A 15,732-nucleotide genomic window follows, 5' to 3' on the forward strand; every position below is an offset into this window, starting at 1 on the left:
GCGATTCGTCAGCCCGGTCCAGAAGGAGAGATTCGATGATGCAGAAGACGCCCCGAAGGACGTCCTCCTGGGGGATGCGCCGCCGCGTGGTGTTTGCCGGCGCGCTGGCCGCGGCCGGCATCAGCGGCGCGGCGGATGCGGCGGTCACGCCGGGCAGCAAGCTCAAGATCGCGCTCGTGCTGAAGTCCCTGAGCGATCCGTTCACGGTGGCGATGGCGAACGCCGCACAGAACTACCAGCAGCATTACGCATCGCAATTCGATTTGACGGTGCGCGGCACGGCCACCGAAAGCGACACGGCCGGGCAGATCCGCATGGTCGAGGACATGATCAAGGCGAAGATGAACGCGGTCGTGATCGCGCCGACCGATTCGAAGGCGCTAACGGCGGTCGTCGCGCGTGCGATCAAGGCGGGCATCATCATGGTCGCGATCGACAATCCGCTCGACGAGGCGTTTCAGGACGCGGCCGGCATTTCCGTGCCGTTCGTCGGTCCGAACAATCGCAAGGGCGCGCAGCAGGTGGGCAATTATCTGGCGCAGCGGCTCAAGGCGGGCGATCAGGTGGGCATCATCGAAGGCAGTTCAGCCGATCGCAATGCACAGCAACGCACGGACGGCTGCAGGGATGCGATGAACGCGGCGGGCATCAATATCGTCGCCGTTCAGGCCGGCGATTGGGAGTATGGGAAGGGCCGCGACGCCGCTTCGAAGATGCTCAGCGAACATCCGCAGATCCGCGGACTGCTGTGCGGCAACGACAATATGGCGATGGGGGCGGTCGACGCGGTCCGCGATGCGGGCAGAACCGGTGGCGTCTACGTCACCGGCTACAACGATATCGATGCGATCAAGCCGTTGATCGCCGATGGCCGTGTGCTCGCCACGATCAATCAGTTCGCCGCGCGGCAAGCCGTATTCGGCGTCGATGTCGCGTTGAAGGCGGTCACCGAACAGAAGAAGCAGAGTGAATTGTCGAGCGTGATCGAAACACCGCTGCAACTCGTCACGGCCGCGAATCACTGAACGCGGCCCGTCGCATGGCCGGTGCGAGCGTGAGTCGTCTCACTCTCGCTCACGGCTTGCCACTCCGGTCATTCCACTTTGACCTTGTGCGGCTTGGTGGCTTTTTCGAGCTTGTTGTACTCGAACTCAGGCACCGACTTCAGCGCATCCTTCGTCGCGCCGGCGAGGAACAGGTTGCCGTCGCGGATCTCGAAGTGATCGACCGGGATCGCCACATAGTGCTTGCCCATGCCGAGGAAGCCGCCCACCGACACGACCGCATACGTCGCCTTACGGTCCGGGGAAATGATCACGTCATAGATGCTGCCGATCTTGTCGTTCAGATCGTTGTAGACCGGCTGGTCGACCAAGGCGCGCCGCACGCTCCAGCCCTTCAGCAGCGCATTGGTTTGCTCGACCGTGCCACCGAGCGGTTGCAGTCCGGCAATCTGCGCGTAGGCGCCTTGTGAGGCGCAGATCGCGGCGAGTGCGGTCACGCAGATCAGAGTTTTTGCTTTCATTTTCGGCTCCTTGATGGCTGTTCAACAGTCAGCTTCGTACGTTGGTATGAGGAAGCACGTGACGTGCCCGGACTCCGGCATGAATCGTCATTCGTGCCTCGCGATCAAGATTCAATTGCTGCGGCAGGGCTGTTTGTCGGCCGCCCGTTAGCCGACAATTCTCCGCTTGTGATATCTGGACGGAGAAAAGGCATGAAATCAACCTGGGCATTGCTGGCCCTGGCTGTCGGCGCATTCGGCATCGGCACCACGGAATTCGCGCCAATGGGTTTGTTGCCGGTGATCGCGAACGGCGTGGGCGTTTCCATTCCGGCCGCGGGCCTGCTGATCAGCGCCTATGCGCTCGGCGTCATGCTGGGCGCGCCGTTGATGACGCTCGCCTTCGGCAGGCTGCGCGCGAAGAAAGCGCTGATCGCGCTCATGTCGATCTTCGTCATCGGCAATCTGCTCTCGGCGATGGCTCCCGGCTACTGGACGCTGCTCGCCGCGCGCCTCGTGACGAGCCTGAACCACGGCGCGTTCTTCGGCATCGGCTCGGTGGTCGCGGCGAATCTCGTGCCGCGTGAGAAGCGCGCGAGCGCGGTCGCCACCATGTTCATGGGCCTGACGATCGCCAACATCGGCGGCGTGCCGGCGGCGACCTGGATCGGTCAGCAGATCGGCTGGCGCATGGCGTTCGCCGGCACCGCCGGACTCGGTGTGCTGGCGATCGCCGCATTGGCCGTCGCGTTGCCTCGAGGCGACGCAGGCAAGATGCCGGACATTCGCCGCGAGTTGCGCGTGCTGGCGCGTCCTGACGTGCTGATGGCGATGGCCACCACGGTCATGGGAGCCGGCGCGATGTTCACGCTTTACACCTATGTGGCGCCGGTGCTCGAGAATATGACGGGTGCCTCCGCCGGTTTCGTCACGATTGCGCTGGTGCTGATCGGCATCGGCTTCACGATCGGCAACGGGCTGGGCGGTCGGCTCGCCGACTGGTCGCTCGACGGCAGCACCAAGCTGTTTCTCGGCGCGCTGGCGGTCATCATGGTGGCGCTGCCGTTCGTTCTCACCAGCCACGTGGGGGCGTTGATCGGCATGCTCGTGTGGGGCGCGGCCACGTTCGCGATCGTGCCGCCGGTCCAGATTCGCGTGATGCACGCGGCGGCCGACGCGCCGGGGCTGGCGTCGTCGGTCAATGTGGGCGCGTTCAATCTCGGCAATGCGCTGGGCGCCGCTGCCGGCGGCGCGGTGATTTCGGCGGGATTGGGCTACACGGCCGTACCGATTGCCGGCGCGGTGCTGGCCGCGGCGGGCTTGATACTGGTGTTCGCCGGCCGTGCAGCAAATCGCCGCGCGGTCGAGACCTGCTGAGAGCGAGGCCCAGAACCGGACGGCTTCCCCGGCGGTATTCGCGGGCGACGCGGCAAGATTCGACCGGCGGGAATTCTACGCGGCGCACGCATGCGCAGCGCACGGCTCTGTACGCCCGGCCACAGAGCGCGCTGCGACAACCATGCACAATCGAAAGCGCTATCCGGGCGGCGCCTGCGGCACACTTGCGCCCTGCGCGTCCGGGCCGCCTCCCGCGCGAACCGATGCACGGTGACGGCGATCACCACCTGCCGCATTGGAGAAGCAATGGGTTGGAAAAGTCTGCTGATCGAAACGCCGGTCTGGTTGATGGCCCGTTTCTACCCGCCACGGTTCGATCCGAAACGTGACACGCCGCGCGAGATTCTGGTGCTGCGTCCGAACGATTTCGGCGAACTGCTCACCACCACGCCGCTCTTCGAGGCGCTGCGCAAGCGCTTTCCGACGACGCGCCTGATCGCCGGCGTGGGCAGTTGGGGACGTCCGATACTCGAGAACAATCCCTTCGTCGACGAGATCGTGGAGATCGACGCGCCCTGGAACAACAAGCTGGTCGAGGACCGCTCACACGGCAACGTGTTGCGTTTTCTGTGGAAGTCTCCGCAGGTCGCCGCACTGCGCGCGCGCGGCGGCTTTGATGTCGGTATCGACGTGCTCGGCAGCTATATGGGCGCGCTGCTGATGATGCGCACGGGCGTGCGCTATCGCGTCGGCGTGCGCGGTTATCGCGGCGGCTGGAGCGGATGTCAGGCGTTTATCGAATTCGCCGCCCGGCAATGCGGACGCGCCGCGCTCGCGCAGGGTGAACTGCTCGGCGCGACGGCGCTGCCGGAAGCGCGCCCGCAACTGTTCCTGACCGATGTCGAGCGTGCAACAGCCGCGCAAATCTGGAATGCGGGCGGCGTGCCGGGGCGCCGAACCGTGCGGTTGATCGTCGGCGTCGGGGCCGGTGTTCCCACCAAGGCGTGGGACGCACGCCAGGTCGGCGCCGCGCTCGCGCAGATCGCACAGACACTGGAAAAAGCCGGCGACGCGTGCGATATCGTGATCGTCGGCAGCAAGGCGGATCAGTTGCGCGCCGCCGAGGCGATCGCAGCGGCGGGGCCGGACGTGCCGGTCCGCTCGCTGGCGGGCGAAGTGCCGATGCGCATCATGTTCGCCCTCACCGAAGGGGCCGGCGTCGTGCTGACGAACTCGTCGATGCTGATGCACGTCGCGGCGGCGTTTCGTCGTCCTACCGTCGCGGTGATCGGCGGGAGCGTGACCAAACCCGACCGGCACGACGCCATCTGGGGTTATCCGCCACCGTATCGCAGCGTGTCGCCCGAGCAGTATGTCGCGGGCGAACACGCGCGCAACTGGCCGAGCGTCGAGCGGGTCGCGCAGGCGGTGCTGGAGGAGGTTGGTATGCAACGCGCGCAAGTTGGTGCGGCGGCCTGACGTCGTGCCGCTGGATGCGCTAGGCTCGCAGCACGGACCTCGTACAAGGACGGAGCAATTGCCGTGGACACGACCGATCTCTCCAACCTCTACCGGAATTACATTGCCTGCCTGAACAAACAGGACTGGCCGAATCTCGGCCAGTTCGTCGACGACGACGCGCACTACAACGGTCAGCGCATCGGCTTATCCGGCTATCGCGAGATGCTGGAGAGAGACTTCCGTGAAATTCCGGACCTTCATTTCGACATTCAGTTGTTGATTTGCGATCCGCCTTATATAGCCAGCCGGCTCGGCTTTGTCTGTACGCCAAAGGGCACGTTCCTCGGCCTCGCCGTCAACGGAAAGCGCGTTTCCTTCACGGAGAACGTGTTCTATCAATTCCGCAATGGAAAGATCGAGCAGGTGTGGTCAGTGATCGATAAGGCGGCCATCGAAGCGCAACTCGAATCCAATGGCACGGCTTGAACGTTGAGCCATCAGATTAGTTTTGCGGGCTGCGCGTCACATTCAGATTGGTGTCGAAGAACTTCAGCGCCGCATTTCCAATGTACTCGTGCAGTTCGGTGCGATCCACGCCGGGCGCATCGATACACATTTCCGGCCACGTGTCCCGGCCGTACTGATCACATTCGTTGGCGAAGATTTCATGATCGACGAGGCCCGGCATCACATCCAGTTGCGTGTGCGGCGCGTATTTCTGACAACCGGATCGATTTGCGTGGTTTCGTGAACTCCGCGTGTTTATCGGGCCGCGGCTGTCGGCGGCGGGGTCTGCACGACGGGCGCGGCAGCTTGCAGGATGTCGTCCCGAACGCCAGTGCGCGGCGGGTAGATGCGTACGCAGTTGATGGTTTGCTTCGTCGTCTTGGCGGCGTCGCCTTCGGACACGAGATGCCGGTCCCAACCCTCCGTGTACACGGCGCCCCAGGGGCCGAGATCGAGAATGGTCGTGTACCAGTCGATATGGAGCGGCAGCATCTCTCCGCCGAACAGATCGCAGACGACGTTGTGACCGGCATAGCGTCCCATCGGCCGGCTGTGCTGGCATGACATGACGGATGGCCGCGCGCCGTCGATCAACACGCGCGCGCAATCGCCGGCAGCGAATACATGCGCTACGTTTTCCACGCGCATGAACGCATCCACTGGAAGGCGTCCGAGCGGATCGAGTGTCACGGGGATTTGCGCGGTCAGCGCGTTCGCGCGCATGCCGCCGCACCAGATCACCGTGGCCGCTTCAATGCGCCGGCCATTCGTGAGCTCGACGCCGTCGGCGTCCACTGACTGCAAGGACACGCCGGCGAGCATCTCGACGCCGAGGGCATCCATCGCGCGCTCGATGACAGGCTGCGCGGCGCCCATGGCCTGGCCGATCTTCGCCGAGCGATCGGCCAGCACGACATGCACGGCGTCGCGATGCGCGTCGCCCGCGATGCCGCGCAGCCGCGCCGGCAGTTCGGCCGCCAGTTCGATTCCGGTCAAACCGGCGCCGACCACCACGGCCGTAAACGCACTCGCCGCACTCGCCGCGCTCGCGAGCGACGGCAAGCCGCGCAGATGCGCGGCGAGTTTCGTTGCGCCAGAGAACGTATCGACGTCGAACGCGTGCTCGGTCAAACCGGGAATATCGGGGTGGACGAGTTGGCTGCCCGCCGCGATGACGAGCCGGTCGTAAGCCAGTGTTTGCGTCTGTCCTTGGGTCTGAAGCGTGATGCCGCCGTTCGCCACATCGATGCCGGATACCGTGCCTTCGACGAGTCGCACGCCGATCGGCTCGAGCACATCGGCTAGCGGCACGCGCGTCTCGTCCAGATTCTGTTCGTAATTCCGCACCCGAATACTGTGGTACGGCGTGCCGTTGATGACGACCACCTCCACCTGATCGGCGGGAACGCGCAGTTCGTCGAGTTTGCGCGCCGCGCCCACCGCGCTCCAGAGTCCGGCGAAGCCTGCGCCGATCACCACGATCCGCTTCAAGACGCTCTCCCAGGGAAATCCGTGCGGACCTTCAAATCCTCGGCGCAGCGGCCGATTCGAGGTCGTGATTGTCTGCGCTGGTAGCTTACTCGTGCCGACGGGGCCGGTGAAGCCGATCGTCAGTGCTCGTCCGCCAACCCGGCAGATTTGACGCGATTACGATAAAATCGCATGCGATGTATAATGCCGTTAGCGAGGCGTTAGCCTCTACTCAACGAGGACGCAGATGAAATCGACCGACCAACCAGCTTCCGCGGATGTGAAGCTCTCCGACTTCCTGTGCTTTGCGGTCTATTCCGCGAACCTGGCGTTCGGCAAGGCATACAAGCCGATTCTCGAAGAGCTTGGGCTCACCTATACGCAATACATCACGATCATTGCGCTGTGGGAGGAGGACAACCAGACCGTCAGCAGTCTGGGCGAGAAACTGTTCCTGGAGTCCAACACGCTCACGCCGATCCTGAAGAAGCTGGAGGCGGCGGGCTATGTGGAACGGCAACGGGATCCCGAAGACGAGCGTCAGGTGCGGGTCGGCTTGACGAAAAGCGGTCGGCGTTTGCGCGAAAAAGGCCTGAACATGGACCTCGTCGAAGCAACCGGCCTCGCGCCGGACGAGTTCTCAAAAGTGCAGAAGGCGATCGTGACGCTGCGCAACAATCTCGTCAAGGCGGTTCAGAACGGGGAATGAGCGGCGGATCACGCGATCCATGCGCGCATCAAGCGCCTTTCAAAACGAAGAAGCCCGCGAACGATGTCCGCAGGCTTCTTCTTCTTTGCGCCACAGCGTTGCTCGATCGTTGGCGCTTGATTTAACCTTCAGCCGCGCTCGGGCAGCTTCCAGTTCGGGCGGACGAAGTGGCACGTGTATCCGTCGGGAATGCGCTCCAGATAGTCCTGATGTTCCGGCTCGGCTTCCCAGAACGGGCCGGCGGGAACGATCTCGGTGACGACCTTGCCGGGCCAGAGATCCGATGCCTCGACGTCGGCGACGGTGTGCTCGGCCACTCGCTTCTGCTCATCGTCGAGATAGAAGATGGCCGAGCGGTAGCTCATGCCGATGTCGTTGCCCTGGCGGTTCTTCGTCGTCGGATCGTGGATCTGGAAGAAAAACTCTAGGATCTTGCGATAGCTGATCTGGCGCGGGTCGAACACGATTTCGAGCGCCTCTGCGTGCGTGCCGTGGTTGCGGTAAGTGGCGTTGGGCACGTCGCCGCCCGTGTAGCCCACACGCGTGGACAGCACGCCGGGATAGCGCCGCAGCAGGTCTTGCATGCCCCAGAAGCAGCCGCCGGCCAGGATGGCGGTTTCGGTTTGCGTCGTCATTTCAATCCAATCCTTTTCGTCAGTGGTTGGCTCGCCGTTTTATCGGCTGCGGTCCCGCAAGCATGCCAGAGATCGGCCAGGCCAGTCGGCCGGCGGGCAAAGCCCATCGTGCCGACCTGGGGCATTGGCAAGCTAACCGGCCGCGCTGCGTGCGGCGGCCGGCGGCGCGCTTTAGTGACGTGCGTAAAGATTGTCGTGAAGCGCGACGGCGGCGCGGCTCGCGGACTCGGAGTGGCCGGAGACGACACCGCCATACGCCGCCTGCGAGTTGGCTGCGTCGTCGGCACTCGCCGCGACGGTTTGCGCGCTCTGCCCGCGTTGCGACGCCGGGGCGCCGACCGAAGGGCGATAGAAGGGGGCCGGACCATAGCCGCTGGCGAACGCGGGCGCGGCGGCGGAAGCAGAAAGTGCGACGAGCAATGCAGCAACGAATTTGGTTTTCATGATGGAACTCCGCTTAAAAGATGTTTGGTAAGAGGCGCGAGCCTTGCCGGATCGCGCCCCGAAAAGCCGGTTCTGTGATGGAAAAGGATCAGACCACGTTGACCACGACGTCGATGTTTCCGCGTGTTGCTTTCGAATACGGGCAGATTTCGTGCGCTTCGTGCGCGAGGGCCTCGGCGACTTCGCGCGCCACGCCCGGCACGCTGACGTCGAAGCGTGCCTGCAGGAAGTAGGCGTCGCCGGTCATGCCCAGATCCACCTCGATATCCACCGACAGATCGGCCGGAAGCGTCACCTTCTTCGCCTGAGCCACGAGGCCGATCGCGGAGATGTAACAGGCCGACCAGGCGCCCGCGAACAGCTGCTCCGCGGTCGGATGCGCCTGGACGGCCGGGAACGCGATGTCGTCACCGGCGCCTTTGGCCGTCGACAGATTGAGGTCGACGCGGCCGCCGCGGCCGCTGAACTTCGTGTGGGTTTTGCCGGTGAGCAGGACGGCTTCGATCTTGGTCATGCTGAATTCCTTGAAAGAGAGAGGGTGGCTAATCGCTTTAAATCGCATGCGATGCGATCGCATGCGTCGCATAATGAAGAAGAAATTTGGCCTTGTCAAGCGTATGAGATTAAATCGCATGCGATTTTTGATGGCCAAAGCCGCGATTGGTCGATGGCCGTCAGGAAGCGGTTGTCTTAACCGGGTTGGCGAAACAAGCCGCTGACCACGATTTCCGACCGGTCCACGCCGTTCCGATCAACTAGACTACGGGTAGCCCAATCCGACGCGCCCAACGCCGTGAAGCGAACGACGATCCCGGAGAACGACAAGAAAGAGACCAGCGCCGACGCGCAAAACCGCGCGGCGAGCGATGGCATTCGAGGCGAACCCACGGGCGAGGACGGGCGTGGCGTCCTAAGAAGAGCGACGACATGGCTGGAACAGATCGATCCCGGCACGCATCGCCGGATCAAGGGACTGCGGCTTATCACCGCCTACGGCATCGCCGCTGCGCTCGGGACGTTGCAGGACATCACGCATGGTTTGCCCGGCGCGACGCTCGTCGCCTCGCTGGCCGGCAACTTCGCGCTGTGGGCCAGCGTCTCGGAAGCGCGCGTCTCGCGGCCCGAATCCAGCCGCGACCTGGCACTCCTGTGTGCCGCCGCCGTGCTCGGCGCGGCCATGTTCATCGCATTCGCCCCGCTCCTGCAGTCGATCGGCAAATCGGGCCCGGAACTGACGCTCGTCACAGGCGCCTTTCTGGTCGGCTATCTCAAGCGCTTCGGCATTCTGGGCGCGGGAATGGGCTCCCAGATATACATCGGCCAATTGCTGGCCTACAACGTCCATCTGACGACGGTCGATCTGCCGGCGGTCGGGGTGGCGGGACTGATCGCGATCATCGCGTGCATCGTTCCGCGGTTGCTCAGCGGCCCGGCGGAGCGTCCCGCCATGACGGTGCTTTCGCCTGTCAACGTGCCGGATCGCTGGATGCTTTCGGCTGAACTCATCATGGGCCTGCAGGCGGCAAGCGGCGCGCTGGTCGTCGTTGTCCTGAACGAGACGATCGGACTCAAGGAGTCCGCGTGGGCGATCACGGCAAGCACCTACGTGGTTGCGGGCTCCGCGAGCGGCACGGCGGAACGGGTGCGCCGACGGATCATCGGTACGTTGATCGGCGTTCCGGTGGGTCTAGCCTGCCTGCCGCTCGTCGAGCACGCGCCGCTGCTCGCCTGGGCCGCCGTCGCGGCCGCCATGATCGTCTACGCGATGACGTTGCCCGATCGCTACGACATCGCTTGCGGAGCGTTCGCCTTCACGCTGATCGTGACACTGGCGATCGGCGGCGTGCACTCCATTTCGATTCTTGGCGCGCGCGCCTGGGAGACGCTCCTAGGCGGCGTGCTTGGACTGCTGGCGGCGAAGTTCATCTTCCCGCTGCGCTTGTGACGGGCCGTGGTGGAGAGCGTCGCGCGACCGTCCGCAAGCCTACGACCCCAGCTTTTCCATCAGGAAGTCGACGAAACTGCGCACGCGCGAGGACAGATGCCGCGCATGCGGATAAAGCAGCACGAACGGCCGCGAGCAACCGCCATAGGGAATGAGCAATTCCTTGAGCGTTCCCTCAGCAAGGTCTTTCTCGACAATGAACCGGTAGGTTTGAAAAATACCCGCACCGTGACGCGCGAGCGTCGCCCCGGCAAGCACGTCGCCCGATGACGTGCAAGCGCCGCTCGTCATCGTCTCGACAACTTCGCCTTCGTACTTGAACAGCCACGGAAGATTGCGGCCGGTGCTCGGCAACGCGTACTGGACACAGTCGTGATGGATCAGGTCGTCCGGCGTTTTCAGCTTGGCGGCGCCACGCAGATAAGCCGGCGAAGCGATGACCACCAGTTCCGCGTCCTCGATCGTGCGCGCGATCAGCCCGGAGTCTCCGGGCGCCGCGCCGCGAATGGCCAGGTCGAAGCCTTCTTCGCCAAAATCGATGTTGCGATTGCTGAGATGCGTTTCCACCGTCACGCCCGGATAGCGCTTGCGAAACTCGGCCAGCAGGGGAAGCACGCGGTAGTGTCCATACGGCGTCGGCATGCTGATGCGCAGCACGCCGGTCGGCGCGGTTTGCTGTCCGGTCGCTTCGCGCTCGGCTTCGGCGAGCTGGGCCAGCGCCAGACGACATTGTTCGAAGTAGCGTCGTCCCGCATCGGTTAGGCGGATCTGTCGGGTGGTCCGCACGAACAATCGCACGCCGAGGCGCTCTTCCAGACGCGCGACCGTACGACTGACGGCGGCCGGCGTGACGCTCGCGGCGTTGGCGGCCTCGGTGAAACTCTCCAGTTCGGCCGCGAGACAGAACAGTTCGATACTGCCCAGAAGGACATCTTCAAATTGACGCTGCATGGTCTCTCGGCGAAGTGCCTGATCGCGCTGTCTTGTCCGGGCAGAACGCCGCCCGGAACGGCCGCAGCGCGAACGCAACGGCGGCGCGGCCACGTTGGATGCGGAACAAGGGTTCAAACGGAATATCAGGACTATATTGTAGTGAGACTCGATGAGGAAGCGACATGAGCAATCAGACCGACAACCGCGCCTTGCTGCACGTGCTGGGCATCGACAAACCGATCATTCAGGCGCCGATGGCCGGCGTCACCACGCCCGCCCTGGCTGCGGCAGTTTCCAATGCGGGCGGGCTCGGCTCGCTGGGCGTCGGAGCGATGAACGCTGACGGCGCGCGCAAGGTGATCAGGGAGACGCGCGCGCTGACGGGCAAGCCGTTCAACATCAACGTGTTCTGCCATCAGCCTGCGCAAGCGGACGCGGCGCTCGAGCAGCAATGGTTGAGCTGGCTTGCGCCGCACTTCGAAAAATATGGGGCAACGCCGCCGGCCAAGCTGTCGGAGATCTACACGAGCTTTCTTGCGGATCCCGCCATGCTGGCGGTTTTTCTGGAGGAGAAGCCGGCGATCGTCAGTTTCCACTTCGGCTTGCCTTCCGCCGATGTCATCGCCGAACTGAGGAAGGCGGGCATCAAGCTGCTTGCCAGTGCGACCAATCTGGAGGAAGCGGCGCAGGTCGAAGCGGCCGGCGTCGATGCGATCGTGGCGCAAGGGATCGAGGCCGGCGGGCATCGCGGTGTGTTCGACCCGGATGCATTCGACGACAGGTTGGGCACGTTCGCCCTGACGCGTTTGCTGGCCAGGGAATGCCGGCTGCCGGTGATCGCCGCCGGCGGCATCATGGACGGCGCCGGCATTGCGGCGGCGCTCGCGCTCGGCGCTCAGGCCGCGCAGCTTGGCACGGCCTTTGTGACGTGCCCGGAAACGTCGATCGACGAGGGTTATCGTCGCGCGATGCTCGGCGAGGCGGCTCGCCGCACGACGTTCACGGCGGCGATCTCCGGGCGGCTGGCGAGAAGCATGGCGAACAGCTTCACGGCGCTTGGCGCCGACCCGCATTCACCCAGGCCGGCCGCCTATCCGATTGCCTACGACGCCGGTAAGGCGCTGAATGCGGCAGCGAAGGCGAAAGGCGAGTTCGGCTACGGCGCGCATTGGGCAGGCCAGGCCGCCGCGCTGGCAAGGTCGATGCCCGCGGCGGAACTGATGGTCCAGCTGGAGCGCGAACTGAAGCAGAGCATCGAGCAGCTGCGGCAGTTCGCGAACTAAAAACTGGAAGGCCAACGGGTAGAGCGATCCCCGCCCGGCGCTCAACCCGGCTTCTGGGCCAGCTGCTTGCGATAGGCTTCGACCGGCAATCCGCCCCAGCCCCAGTTTTCGGTGTCCACTTCTTCGATGACAACGAAGGTCGCTGCGAGCGGCTTGTTCAGCACGTCCAGCAGCACCTGACTGACGCCTGCGATGAGCTGGGCTTTTTCGTCGGCTGTGACGGCATCGTTGCCGGGTTTGGAACCTTCGCGGGTCACCTGAATTGTGACGATAGGCATGGCGTTCTCCGTAATCCTCGGTTGACGTGAAGGCGCCGATCAGCGGCGCCCTGGCGTGATCAGTGGCCCGCGCTCTGGCCGCCGTCGACATGCAGGATTTCGCCCGTCACGAACGGCGCTGAATCCAGATACAGGACAGCGCCCACGATATCGCTCATTTCGCCCATGTGCCCGACAGGATGCAGCCCGCCGAGCGCCGCATGGGTTTCTTGCGCATGCATGGGCGACTTGATGATGCCCGGCGAGACGGCGTTCGCGCGGATGCCTCTCTTCGCGTATTCGATGGCCAGCGACTTCGTGGCCGCGTTCAGGCCGCCCTTGGTCAGCGAGGCCAGCACCGACGGTACGCCGTCGATAGCGTGGTCGACGAGGCTCGTCGAAATGCTGACCACGTGGCCGCTGCCATTCTTTTCCATCTCGGCAATGGCGAGTTGCGTGATGAAAAAGAAGCCGTTGAGGTTCACGGCGGTGACGTTTGCGTAGTCTTCGGCCGTATAGCTGGTGAAGGGCTTGGCGACGAAGATGCCGGCGTTGTTGACGAGCGTGTCGATGCGGCCAAAGCGGGCAATGGCTTCGGCAATCACGCGCTGCGCGGTGGCCGGGTCGCCGATATCGCCTGCCACGGTCAGGACGTTGGGATCTTCCGAGGGCTTGACCGAACGTGCGGTGGCGACGACGCGGTAGTCGAGCTTGCGAAACGCGTTGACCAGTTCGGCGCCGATGCCTTGCGATGCGCCCGTAACGACGACGACTTTTTGTGACGTGTTCATGGCTAAATCTCCGGATAAGTAACTTGGGATCAAATGCTGATCGGGCCAGCGGCTCCGATGGGTATGAAATCTAGGCGCATCGGCGCCGATCTCGAACACCCGCCATGGACAAACAGTCTTGCGTGCGAGGTACAAATGGGATTTGCGGCGGTTGGGCGCGCGAGGCTTACGCCGCGCCCGGCGTCGCTAGTCGCTGCCGGCGGCGCTAACGCGATTATTTTTGGCTTTCCGCCGAGGCCATCCGAAAGACCGAGAGGCCTTCCATCGGGTCCAGTGATTCCCGCCAGGGCGCGCGCTTCAGCAAGCGGACCGTGTCTTCGTAACCCGCAAGCCAGCGCCGCTTGATGCCCGCCGACGAAAAATCGATATCCCTGTTCAGGTCATCGTTATCGAATGCCGGTGCGTCGAGTTCCAGCACTCGCATCGTGGTGCCGCAACCCCAGCCGAGGAGGTCGCGCACCTGCGGATCGTCGCGTACCTCTTCGGGCAGATGCTGTCCGAGTTCACGAATCACGTGGCGCAAACGGTGAATCTGCTTCTGTCGATCGAGATGACTTTCCGCGCGGCTCGAATACTGAATGTCGCGCTGCCGGCTCATGACCTGCAAGATCGATTCGGGTTCCGGACCGCTCGAAGGCCATAACTGCACCGAAAAAATCACCGAGTCGCGCCGCGGGCGGTCGTCGAGCACGGCTTCGAGCGGCGTATTCGAATAGATACCACCGTCCCAGTACGATTCGCCTTCCAGTTGCACCGCTGGGAAGCCGGGCGGAAAAGCGGCGGAGGCCATCACGTGTTCGACGTCGAGCAGCGCGTCGCGATTGGTGAAGTAGCGCATGCGTCCGCTGCGGACATTGACTGTGCCGACTGTCAGCCGCGTCGCCTTCTGATTCAGGTAGTCGAAATCGACTAGCGAGGACAAGGTTTCGCGCAGCGGTCCGGTTGAATAGAAAGCTGCCTGATCGGAACGGACGCGTGCCTGAATGCCCGCCCAGGATTGCAACTGTGGAGTGAAAAACGACGGCACACCTTGAGTGACCGTGGCAAGGTCGCGCAGCCAGTTTGCGAGTCCCGGCAGCCAGTTTGCCGCCTCGATGCCATGACGCGCCACGCCGTTCCAGAACTGGGTCAAGCGCGCCATGCGGTTCTCGGGCAGATTGCCGGCGATGATCGCGCCATTTATCGCGCCAATCGACGTGCCAATGACCCAGTGCGGTTCGACTTTGCCGTCATGAAGTGCCTGATACACGCCCGCCTGGTACGCGCCGAGGGCGCCGCCGCCCTGAAAGACCAGGACAATCTGGCCGGGAATGTCCGGTGGGGCGTCCGGCCCGCCGGCTGCGCCGGTCTCGTGTTCGACGTGCGTTTCGTTGCCCATGACAAGCCTCCTGGACACCTGCTGCGGTGCCGCTGATTTTGCCACGGTATGGATCCGCACCATCACCGGCAGTGGTGAATTTAGTCAAACCGTGGAGCCGGGCGGCAGGCGCAAACACGCGGGTGAGCCGAGCGTTTGAGCGGCGCGACGCTTTACGCCTTCGGCAGCCTGGATTTTCTGCTGCGCTCTCGCGGCTTCGGCTCGACGCCCACGCGCGGATCGCGGGCGAGCACCAGCGCCGTCAACCGTTCGGTGACAGTTTCAAACGCCGGATCGTCTTGCGGTATGTAGAGCCATTTGCCGAGCACGGGATGCGGCCGCAAGGCCGGTATTTCTTCGATCAGCGCGGCGTGACGTTCGTGTGACGTGCACACCAGCAGGCCATTCCACGGCTTGTCGCGATCCGCGGCGATCAGGCACAAGAGTCCATCGATATAAGCGGCGTCGCTGCCGAACATCCGCTTGCTGATGTAAGTCGGATCGCGCTCGAACGCGTCGAAGATCCAGATGAGCGAGTTGCGCACGGATGAGGGCATCGGGCGTGAAGTCCTTGGCGACGTGGGCGATGAGGAGCGAAAAGCATAGCACCGCGACGCCCGGCCGCCCTTCGTCAATCGGTGCAGATCACCGCGGTCAGCAGCAACGGAATGACCGAGTGCACCTTGGCGGTGCTTCCGGCCGCGCGCACGCGCGTTTCGACCGACTCGCTCGGCGCGGACAGCACGACGCCGTATAACGGGCCCGCGAGAGCCTGGCCGCGGCCTTTCTTGAACATCCCGTCGTCAGGCTCGTAGCCGAGCACGGCGTAGACGCGAAAGCCGAAAACGGTCATGTCGCTGCCGTGCACGGGACGAAACGCGTTGACAGAGTTCTTGTCGACCCGCATGGGATTGGACTCGATGTACTTGTCGTCGATGAGTTTCGTGATGAACGCGTGGGGACGCGCCTGGCAGTCGAACTGGTCGTCGAGCGCGTAGGCATGCGAGGCCGCCGGGCAGAAGCCGACGCTTGAGACGAGGAGTGCGGCAAGCACTCTGAAAGGACGAGGTTCCATAACTGGCGGCCCAAACTGCGGGC

Annotated in this window: 19 protein-coding genes; 7 read left to right on the plus strand and 12 right to left on the minus strand. The window is 63.8% G+C overall.

The annotated features are described in order from the left end of the window. Positions 1-35 precede the first annotated feature (35 nt). Positions 36-1,025 carry a substrate-binding domain-containing protein gene (locus tag ACQKRQ_RS00585; RefSeq protein ID WP_427474659.1) on the plus strand — a complete coding sequence of 330 codons (990 nt, stop codon included), beginning with the start codon at positions 36-38 and terminating at the stop codon, positions 1,023-1,025. A gap of 68 nt (positions 1,026-1,093) precedes the next feature. Here the strand turns inward: ACQKRQ_RS00585 and ACQKRQ_RS00590 are convergent, their stop codons facing one another. Next, complete coding sequence (locus ACQKRQ_RS00590) at positions 1,094-1,525, minus strand: PRC-barrel domain-containing protein (RefSeq protein WP_427474660.1); 432 nt, start codon at positions 1,523-1,525, stop codon at positions 1,094-1,096. A gap of 192 nt (positions 1,526-1,717) precedes the next feature. Here ACQKRQ_RS00590 and ACQKRQ_RS00595 point away from each other — a divergent pair, with 192 nt between their 5' ends. From ACQKRQ_RS00595 to ACQKRQ_RS00605, 3 genes are all read left to right on the plus strand, one after another. Beyond that, complete coding sequence (locus ACQKRQ_RS00595; protein WP_408180247.1) at positions 1,718-2,881, plus strand: MFS transporter; 1,164 nt, start codon at positions 1,718-1,720, stop codon at positions 2,879-2,881. Positions 2,882-3,148: 267 nt separating this feature from the next. Further along, on the plus strand, positions 3,149-4,321 hold the full coding sequence (locus tag ACQKRQ_RS00600; RefSeq protein WP_427474661.1) for a glycosyltransferase family 9 protein: 1,173 nt from the start codon (positions 3,149-3,151) through the stop codon (positions 4,319-4,321). Positions 4,322-4,384: 63 nt separating this feature from the next. Continuing rightward, entirely contained in the window at positions 4,385-4,789 is a 405-nt protein-coding gene (locus tag ACQKRQ_RS00605; protein WP_427474662.1) for an ester cyclase, read from the plus strand. A 16-nt stretch (positions 4,790-4,805) separates the two neighbouring features. Here the strand turns inward: ACQKRQ_RS00605 and ACQKRQ_RS00610 are convergent, their stop codons facing one another. Both ACQKRQ_RS00610 and ACQKRQ_RS00615 read right to left on the minus strand, forming a co-directional pair. Further along, on the minus strand, positions 4,806-4,991 hold the full coding sequence (locus tag ACQKRQ_RS00610; RefSeq protein ID WP_207915714.1) for a hypothetical protein: 186 nt from the start codon (positions 4,989-4,991) through the stop codon (positions 4,806-4,808). A 74-nt stretch (positions 4,992-5,065) separates the two neighbouring features. Further along, a complete protein-coding gene (locus tag ACQKRQ_RS00615; RefSeq protein WP_427474663.1) occupies positions 5,066-6,301 on the minus strand; it encodes an NAD(P)/FAD-dependent oxidoreductase in 1,236 nt (411 codons plus the stop codon). Positions 6,302-6,527: 226 nt separating this feature from the next. Here ACQKRQ_RS00615 and ACQKRQ_RS00620 point away from each other — a divergent pair, with 226 nt between their 5' ends. Then, positions 6,528-6,989, plus strand: coding sequence for a MarR family winged helix-turn-helix transcriptional regulator (locus ACQKRQ_RS00620; protein ID WP_121309326.1), 462 nt, complete (start codon positions 6,528-6,530; stop codon positions 6,987-6,989). Between the two features lie 128 nt (positions 6,990-7,117). Here the strand turns inward: ACQKRQ_RS00620 and msrA are convergent, their stop codons facing one another. From msrA to ACQKRQ_RS00635, 3 genes are all read right to left on the minus strand, one after another. After that, entirely contained in the window at positions 7,118-7,624 is a 507-nt protein-coding gene (gene msrA / locus ACQKRQ_RS00625; protein WP_427474664.1) for a peptide-methionine (S)-S-oxide reductase MsrA, read from the minus strand. Between the two features lie 171 nt (positions 7,625-7,795). Continuing rightward, complete coding sequence (locus tag ACQKRQ_RS00630; protein ID WP_427474665.1) at positions 7,796-8,068, minus strand: hypothetical protein; 273 nt, start codon at positions 8,066-8,068, stop codon at positions 7,796-7,798. Positions 8,069-8,156: 88 nt separating this feature from the next. After that, positions 8,157-8,582, minus strand: a complete 426-nt coding sequence (locus tag ACQKRQ_RS00635; protein ID WP_427474666.1) for an Ohr family peroxiredoxin — start codon at positions 8,580-8,582, stop codon at positions 8,157-8,159. A 279-nt stretch (positions 8,583-8,861) separates the two neighbouring features. Between ACQKRQ_RS00635 and ACQKRQ_RS00640 the strand changes: the two genes are divergently transcribed. Further along, positions 8,862-10,013, plus strand: a complete 1,152-nt coding sequence (locus ACQKRQ_RS00640) for an FUSC family protein (RefSeq protein WP_243658339.1) — start codon at positions 8,862-8,864, stop codon at positions 10,011-10,013. A 39-nt stretch (positions 10,014-10,052) separates the two neighbouring features. Here ACQKRQ_RS00640 and ACQKRQ_RS00645 read toward each other — a convergent pair whose 3' ends face one another. Next, positions 10,053-10,964, minus strand: a complete 912-nt coding sequence (locus tag ACQKRQ_RS00645) for a LysR family transcriptional regulator (RefSeq protein WP_408180255.1) — start codon at positions 10,962-10,964, stop codon at positions 10,053-10,055. Positions 10,965-11,128: 164 nt separating this feature from the next. On the opposite strand from ACQKRQ_RS00645, the gene ACQKRQ_RS00650 reads away from it, so the two are divergent. Then, entirely contained in the window at positions 11,129-12,229 is a 1,101-nt protein-coding gene (locus tag ACQKRQ_RS00650) for an NAD(P)H-dependent flavin oxidoreductase (RefSeq protein WP_427474667.1), read from the plus strand. A gap of 41 nt (positions 12,230-12,270) precedes the next feature. On the opposite strand, the gene ACQKRQ_RS00655 is transcribed toward ACQKRQ_RS00650, so the two are convergent. The 5 genes from ACQKRQ_RS00655 to ACQKRQ_RS00675 form a co-directional block, all read right to left on the minus strand. Beyond that, entirely contained in the window at positions 12,271-12,507 is a 237-nt protein-coding gene (locus ACQKRQ_RS00655) for a tautomerase family protein (protein WP_132378662.1), read from the minus strand. A gap of 59 nt (positions 12,508-12,566) precedes the next feature. Continuing rightward, positions 12,567-13,277 carry an SDR family NAD(P)-dependent oxidoreductase gene (locus ACQKRQ_RS00660; protein ID WP_408180257.1) on the minus strand — a complete coding sequence of 237 codons (711 nt, stop codon included), beginning with the start codon at positions 13,275-13,277 and terminating at the stop codon, positions 12,567-12,569. A gap of 214 nt (positions 13,278-13,491) precedes the next feature. Further along, positions 13,492-14,655 (minus strand): patatin-like phospholipase family protein, encoded by a 1,164-nt coding sequence (locus ACQKRQ_RS00665; RefSeq protein ID WP_427474668.1) that lies wholly within the window; start codon positions 14,653-14,655, stop codon positions 13,492-13,494. Positions 14,656-14,807: 152 nt separating this feature from the next. After that, on the minus strand, positions 14,808-15,191 hold the full coding sequence (locus ACQKRQ_RS00670) for a hypothetical protein (RefSeq protein ID WP_427474669.1): 384 nt from the start codon (positions 15,189-15,191) through the stop codon (positions 14,808-14,810). A 74-nt stretch (positions 15,192-15,265) separates the two neighbouring features. Then, positions 15,266-15,709 (minus strand): hypothetical protein, encoded by a 444-nt coding sequence (locus tag ACQKRQ_RS00675; protein ID WP_132378654.1) that lies wholly within the window; start codon positions 15,707-15,709, stop codon positions 15,266-15,268. Positions 15,710-15,732 lie beyond the last annotated feature (23 nt).

This window comes from Paraburkholderia sp. NPDC080076, assembly GCF_050281145.1.
In the GTDB taxonomy this organism is placed as follows: Bacteria; Pseudomonadota; Gammaproteobacteria; order Burkholderiales; family Burkholderiaceae; genus Paraburkholderia.

Coding starts and splice junctions, on each gene's coding strand:
- ACQKRQ_RS00590 (WP_427474660.1), bottom strand. CDS start 1,525: ATGAAAGCAAAAACTCTGATCTGCGTGACCGCACTCGCCGCGATCTGC.
- msrA (WP_427474664.1), bottom strand. CDS start 7,624: ATGACGACGCAAACCGAAACCGCCATCCTGGCCGGCGGCTGCTTCTGG.
- ACQKRQ_RS00645 (WP_408180255.1), bottom strand. CDS start 10,964: ATGCAGCGTCAATTTGAAGATGTCCTTCTGGGCAGTATCGAACTGTTC.
- ACQKRQ_RS00600 (WP_427474661.1), top strand. CDS start 3,149: ATGGGTTGGAAAAGTCTGCTGATCGAAACGCCGGTCTGGTTGATGGCC.
- ACQKRQ_RS00650 (WP_427474667.1), top strand. CDS start 11,129: ATGAGCAATCAGACCGACAACCGCGCCTTGCTGCACGTGCTGGGCATC.
- ACQKRQ_RS00660 (WP_408180257.1), bottom strand. CDS start 13,277: ATGAACACGTCACAAAAAGTCGTCGTCGTTACGGGCGCATCGCAAGGC.
- ACQKRQ_RS00670 (WP_427474669.1), bottom strand. CDS start 15,191: ATGCCCTCATCCGTGCGCAACTCGCTCATCTGGATCTTCGACGCGTTC.
- ACQKRQ_RS00635 (WP_427474666.1), bottom strand. CDS start 8,582: ATGACCAAGATCGAAGCCGTCCTGCTCACCGGCAAAACCCACACGAAG.
- ACQKRQ_RS00675 (WP_132378654.1), bottom strand. CDS start 15,709: ATGGAACCTCGTCCTTTCAGAGTGCTTGCCGCACTCCTCGTCTCAAGC.
- ACQKRQ_RS00665 (WP_427474668.1), bottom strand. CDS start 14,655: ATGGGCAACGAAACGCACGTCGAACACGAGACCGGCGCAGCCGGCGGG.
- ACQKRQ_RS00655 (WP_132378662.1), bottom strand. CDS start 12,507: ATGCCTATCGTCACAATTCAGGTGACCCGCGAAGGTTCCAAACCCGGC.
- ACQKRQ_RS00595 (WP_408180247.1), top strand. CDS start 1,718: ATGAAATCAACCTGGGCATTGCTGGCCCTGGCTGTCGGCGCATTCGGC.
- ACQKRQ_RS00620 (WP_121309326.1), top strand. CDS start 6,528: ATGAAATCGACCGACCAACCAGCTTCCGCGGATGTGAAGCTCTCCGAC.
- ACQKRQ_RS00585 (WP_427474659.1), top strand. CDS start 36: ATGATGCAGAAGACGCCCCGAAGGACGTCCTCCTGGGGGATGCGCCGC.
- ACQKRQ_RS00610 (WP_207915714.1), bottom strand. CDS start 4,991: ATGCCGGGCCTCGTCGATCATGAAATCTTCGCCAACGAATGTGATCAG.
- ACQKRQ_RS00630 (WP_427474665.1), bottom strand. CDS start 8,068: ATGAAAACCAAATTCGTTGCTGCATTGCTCGTCGCACTTTCTGCTTCC.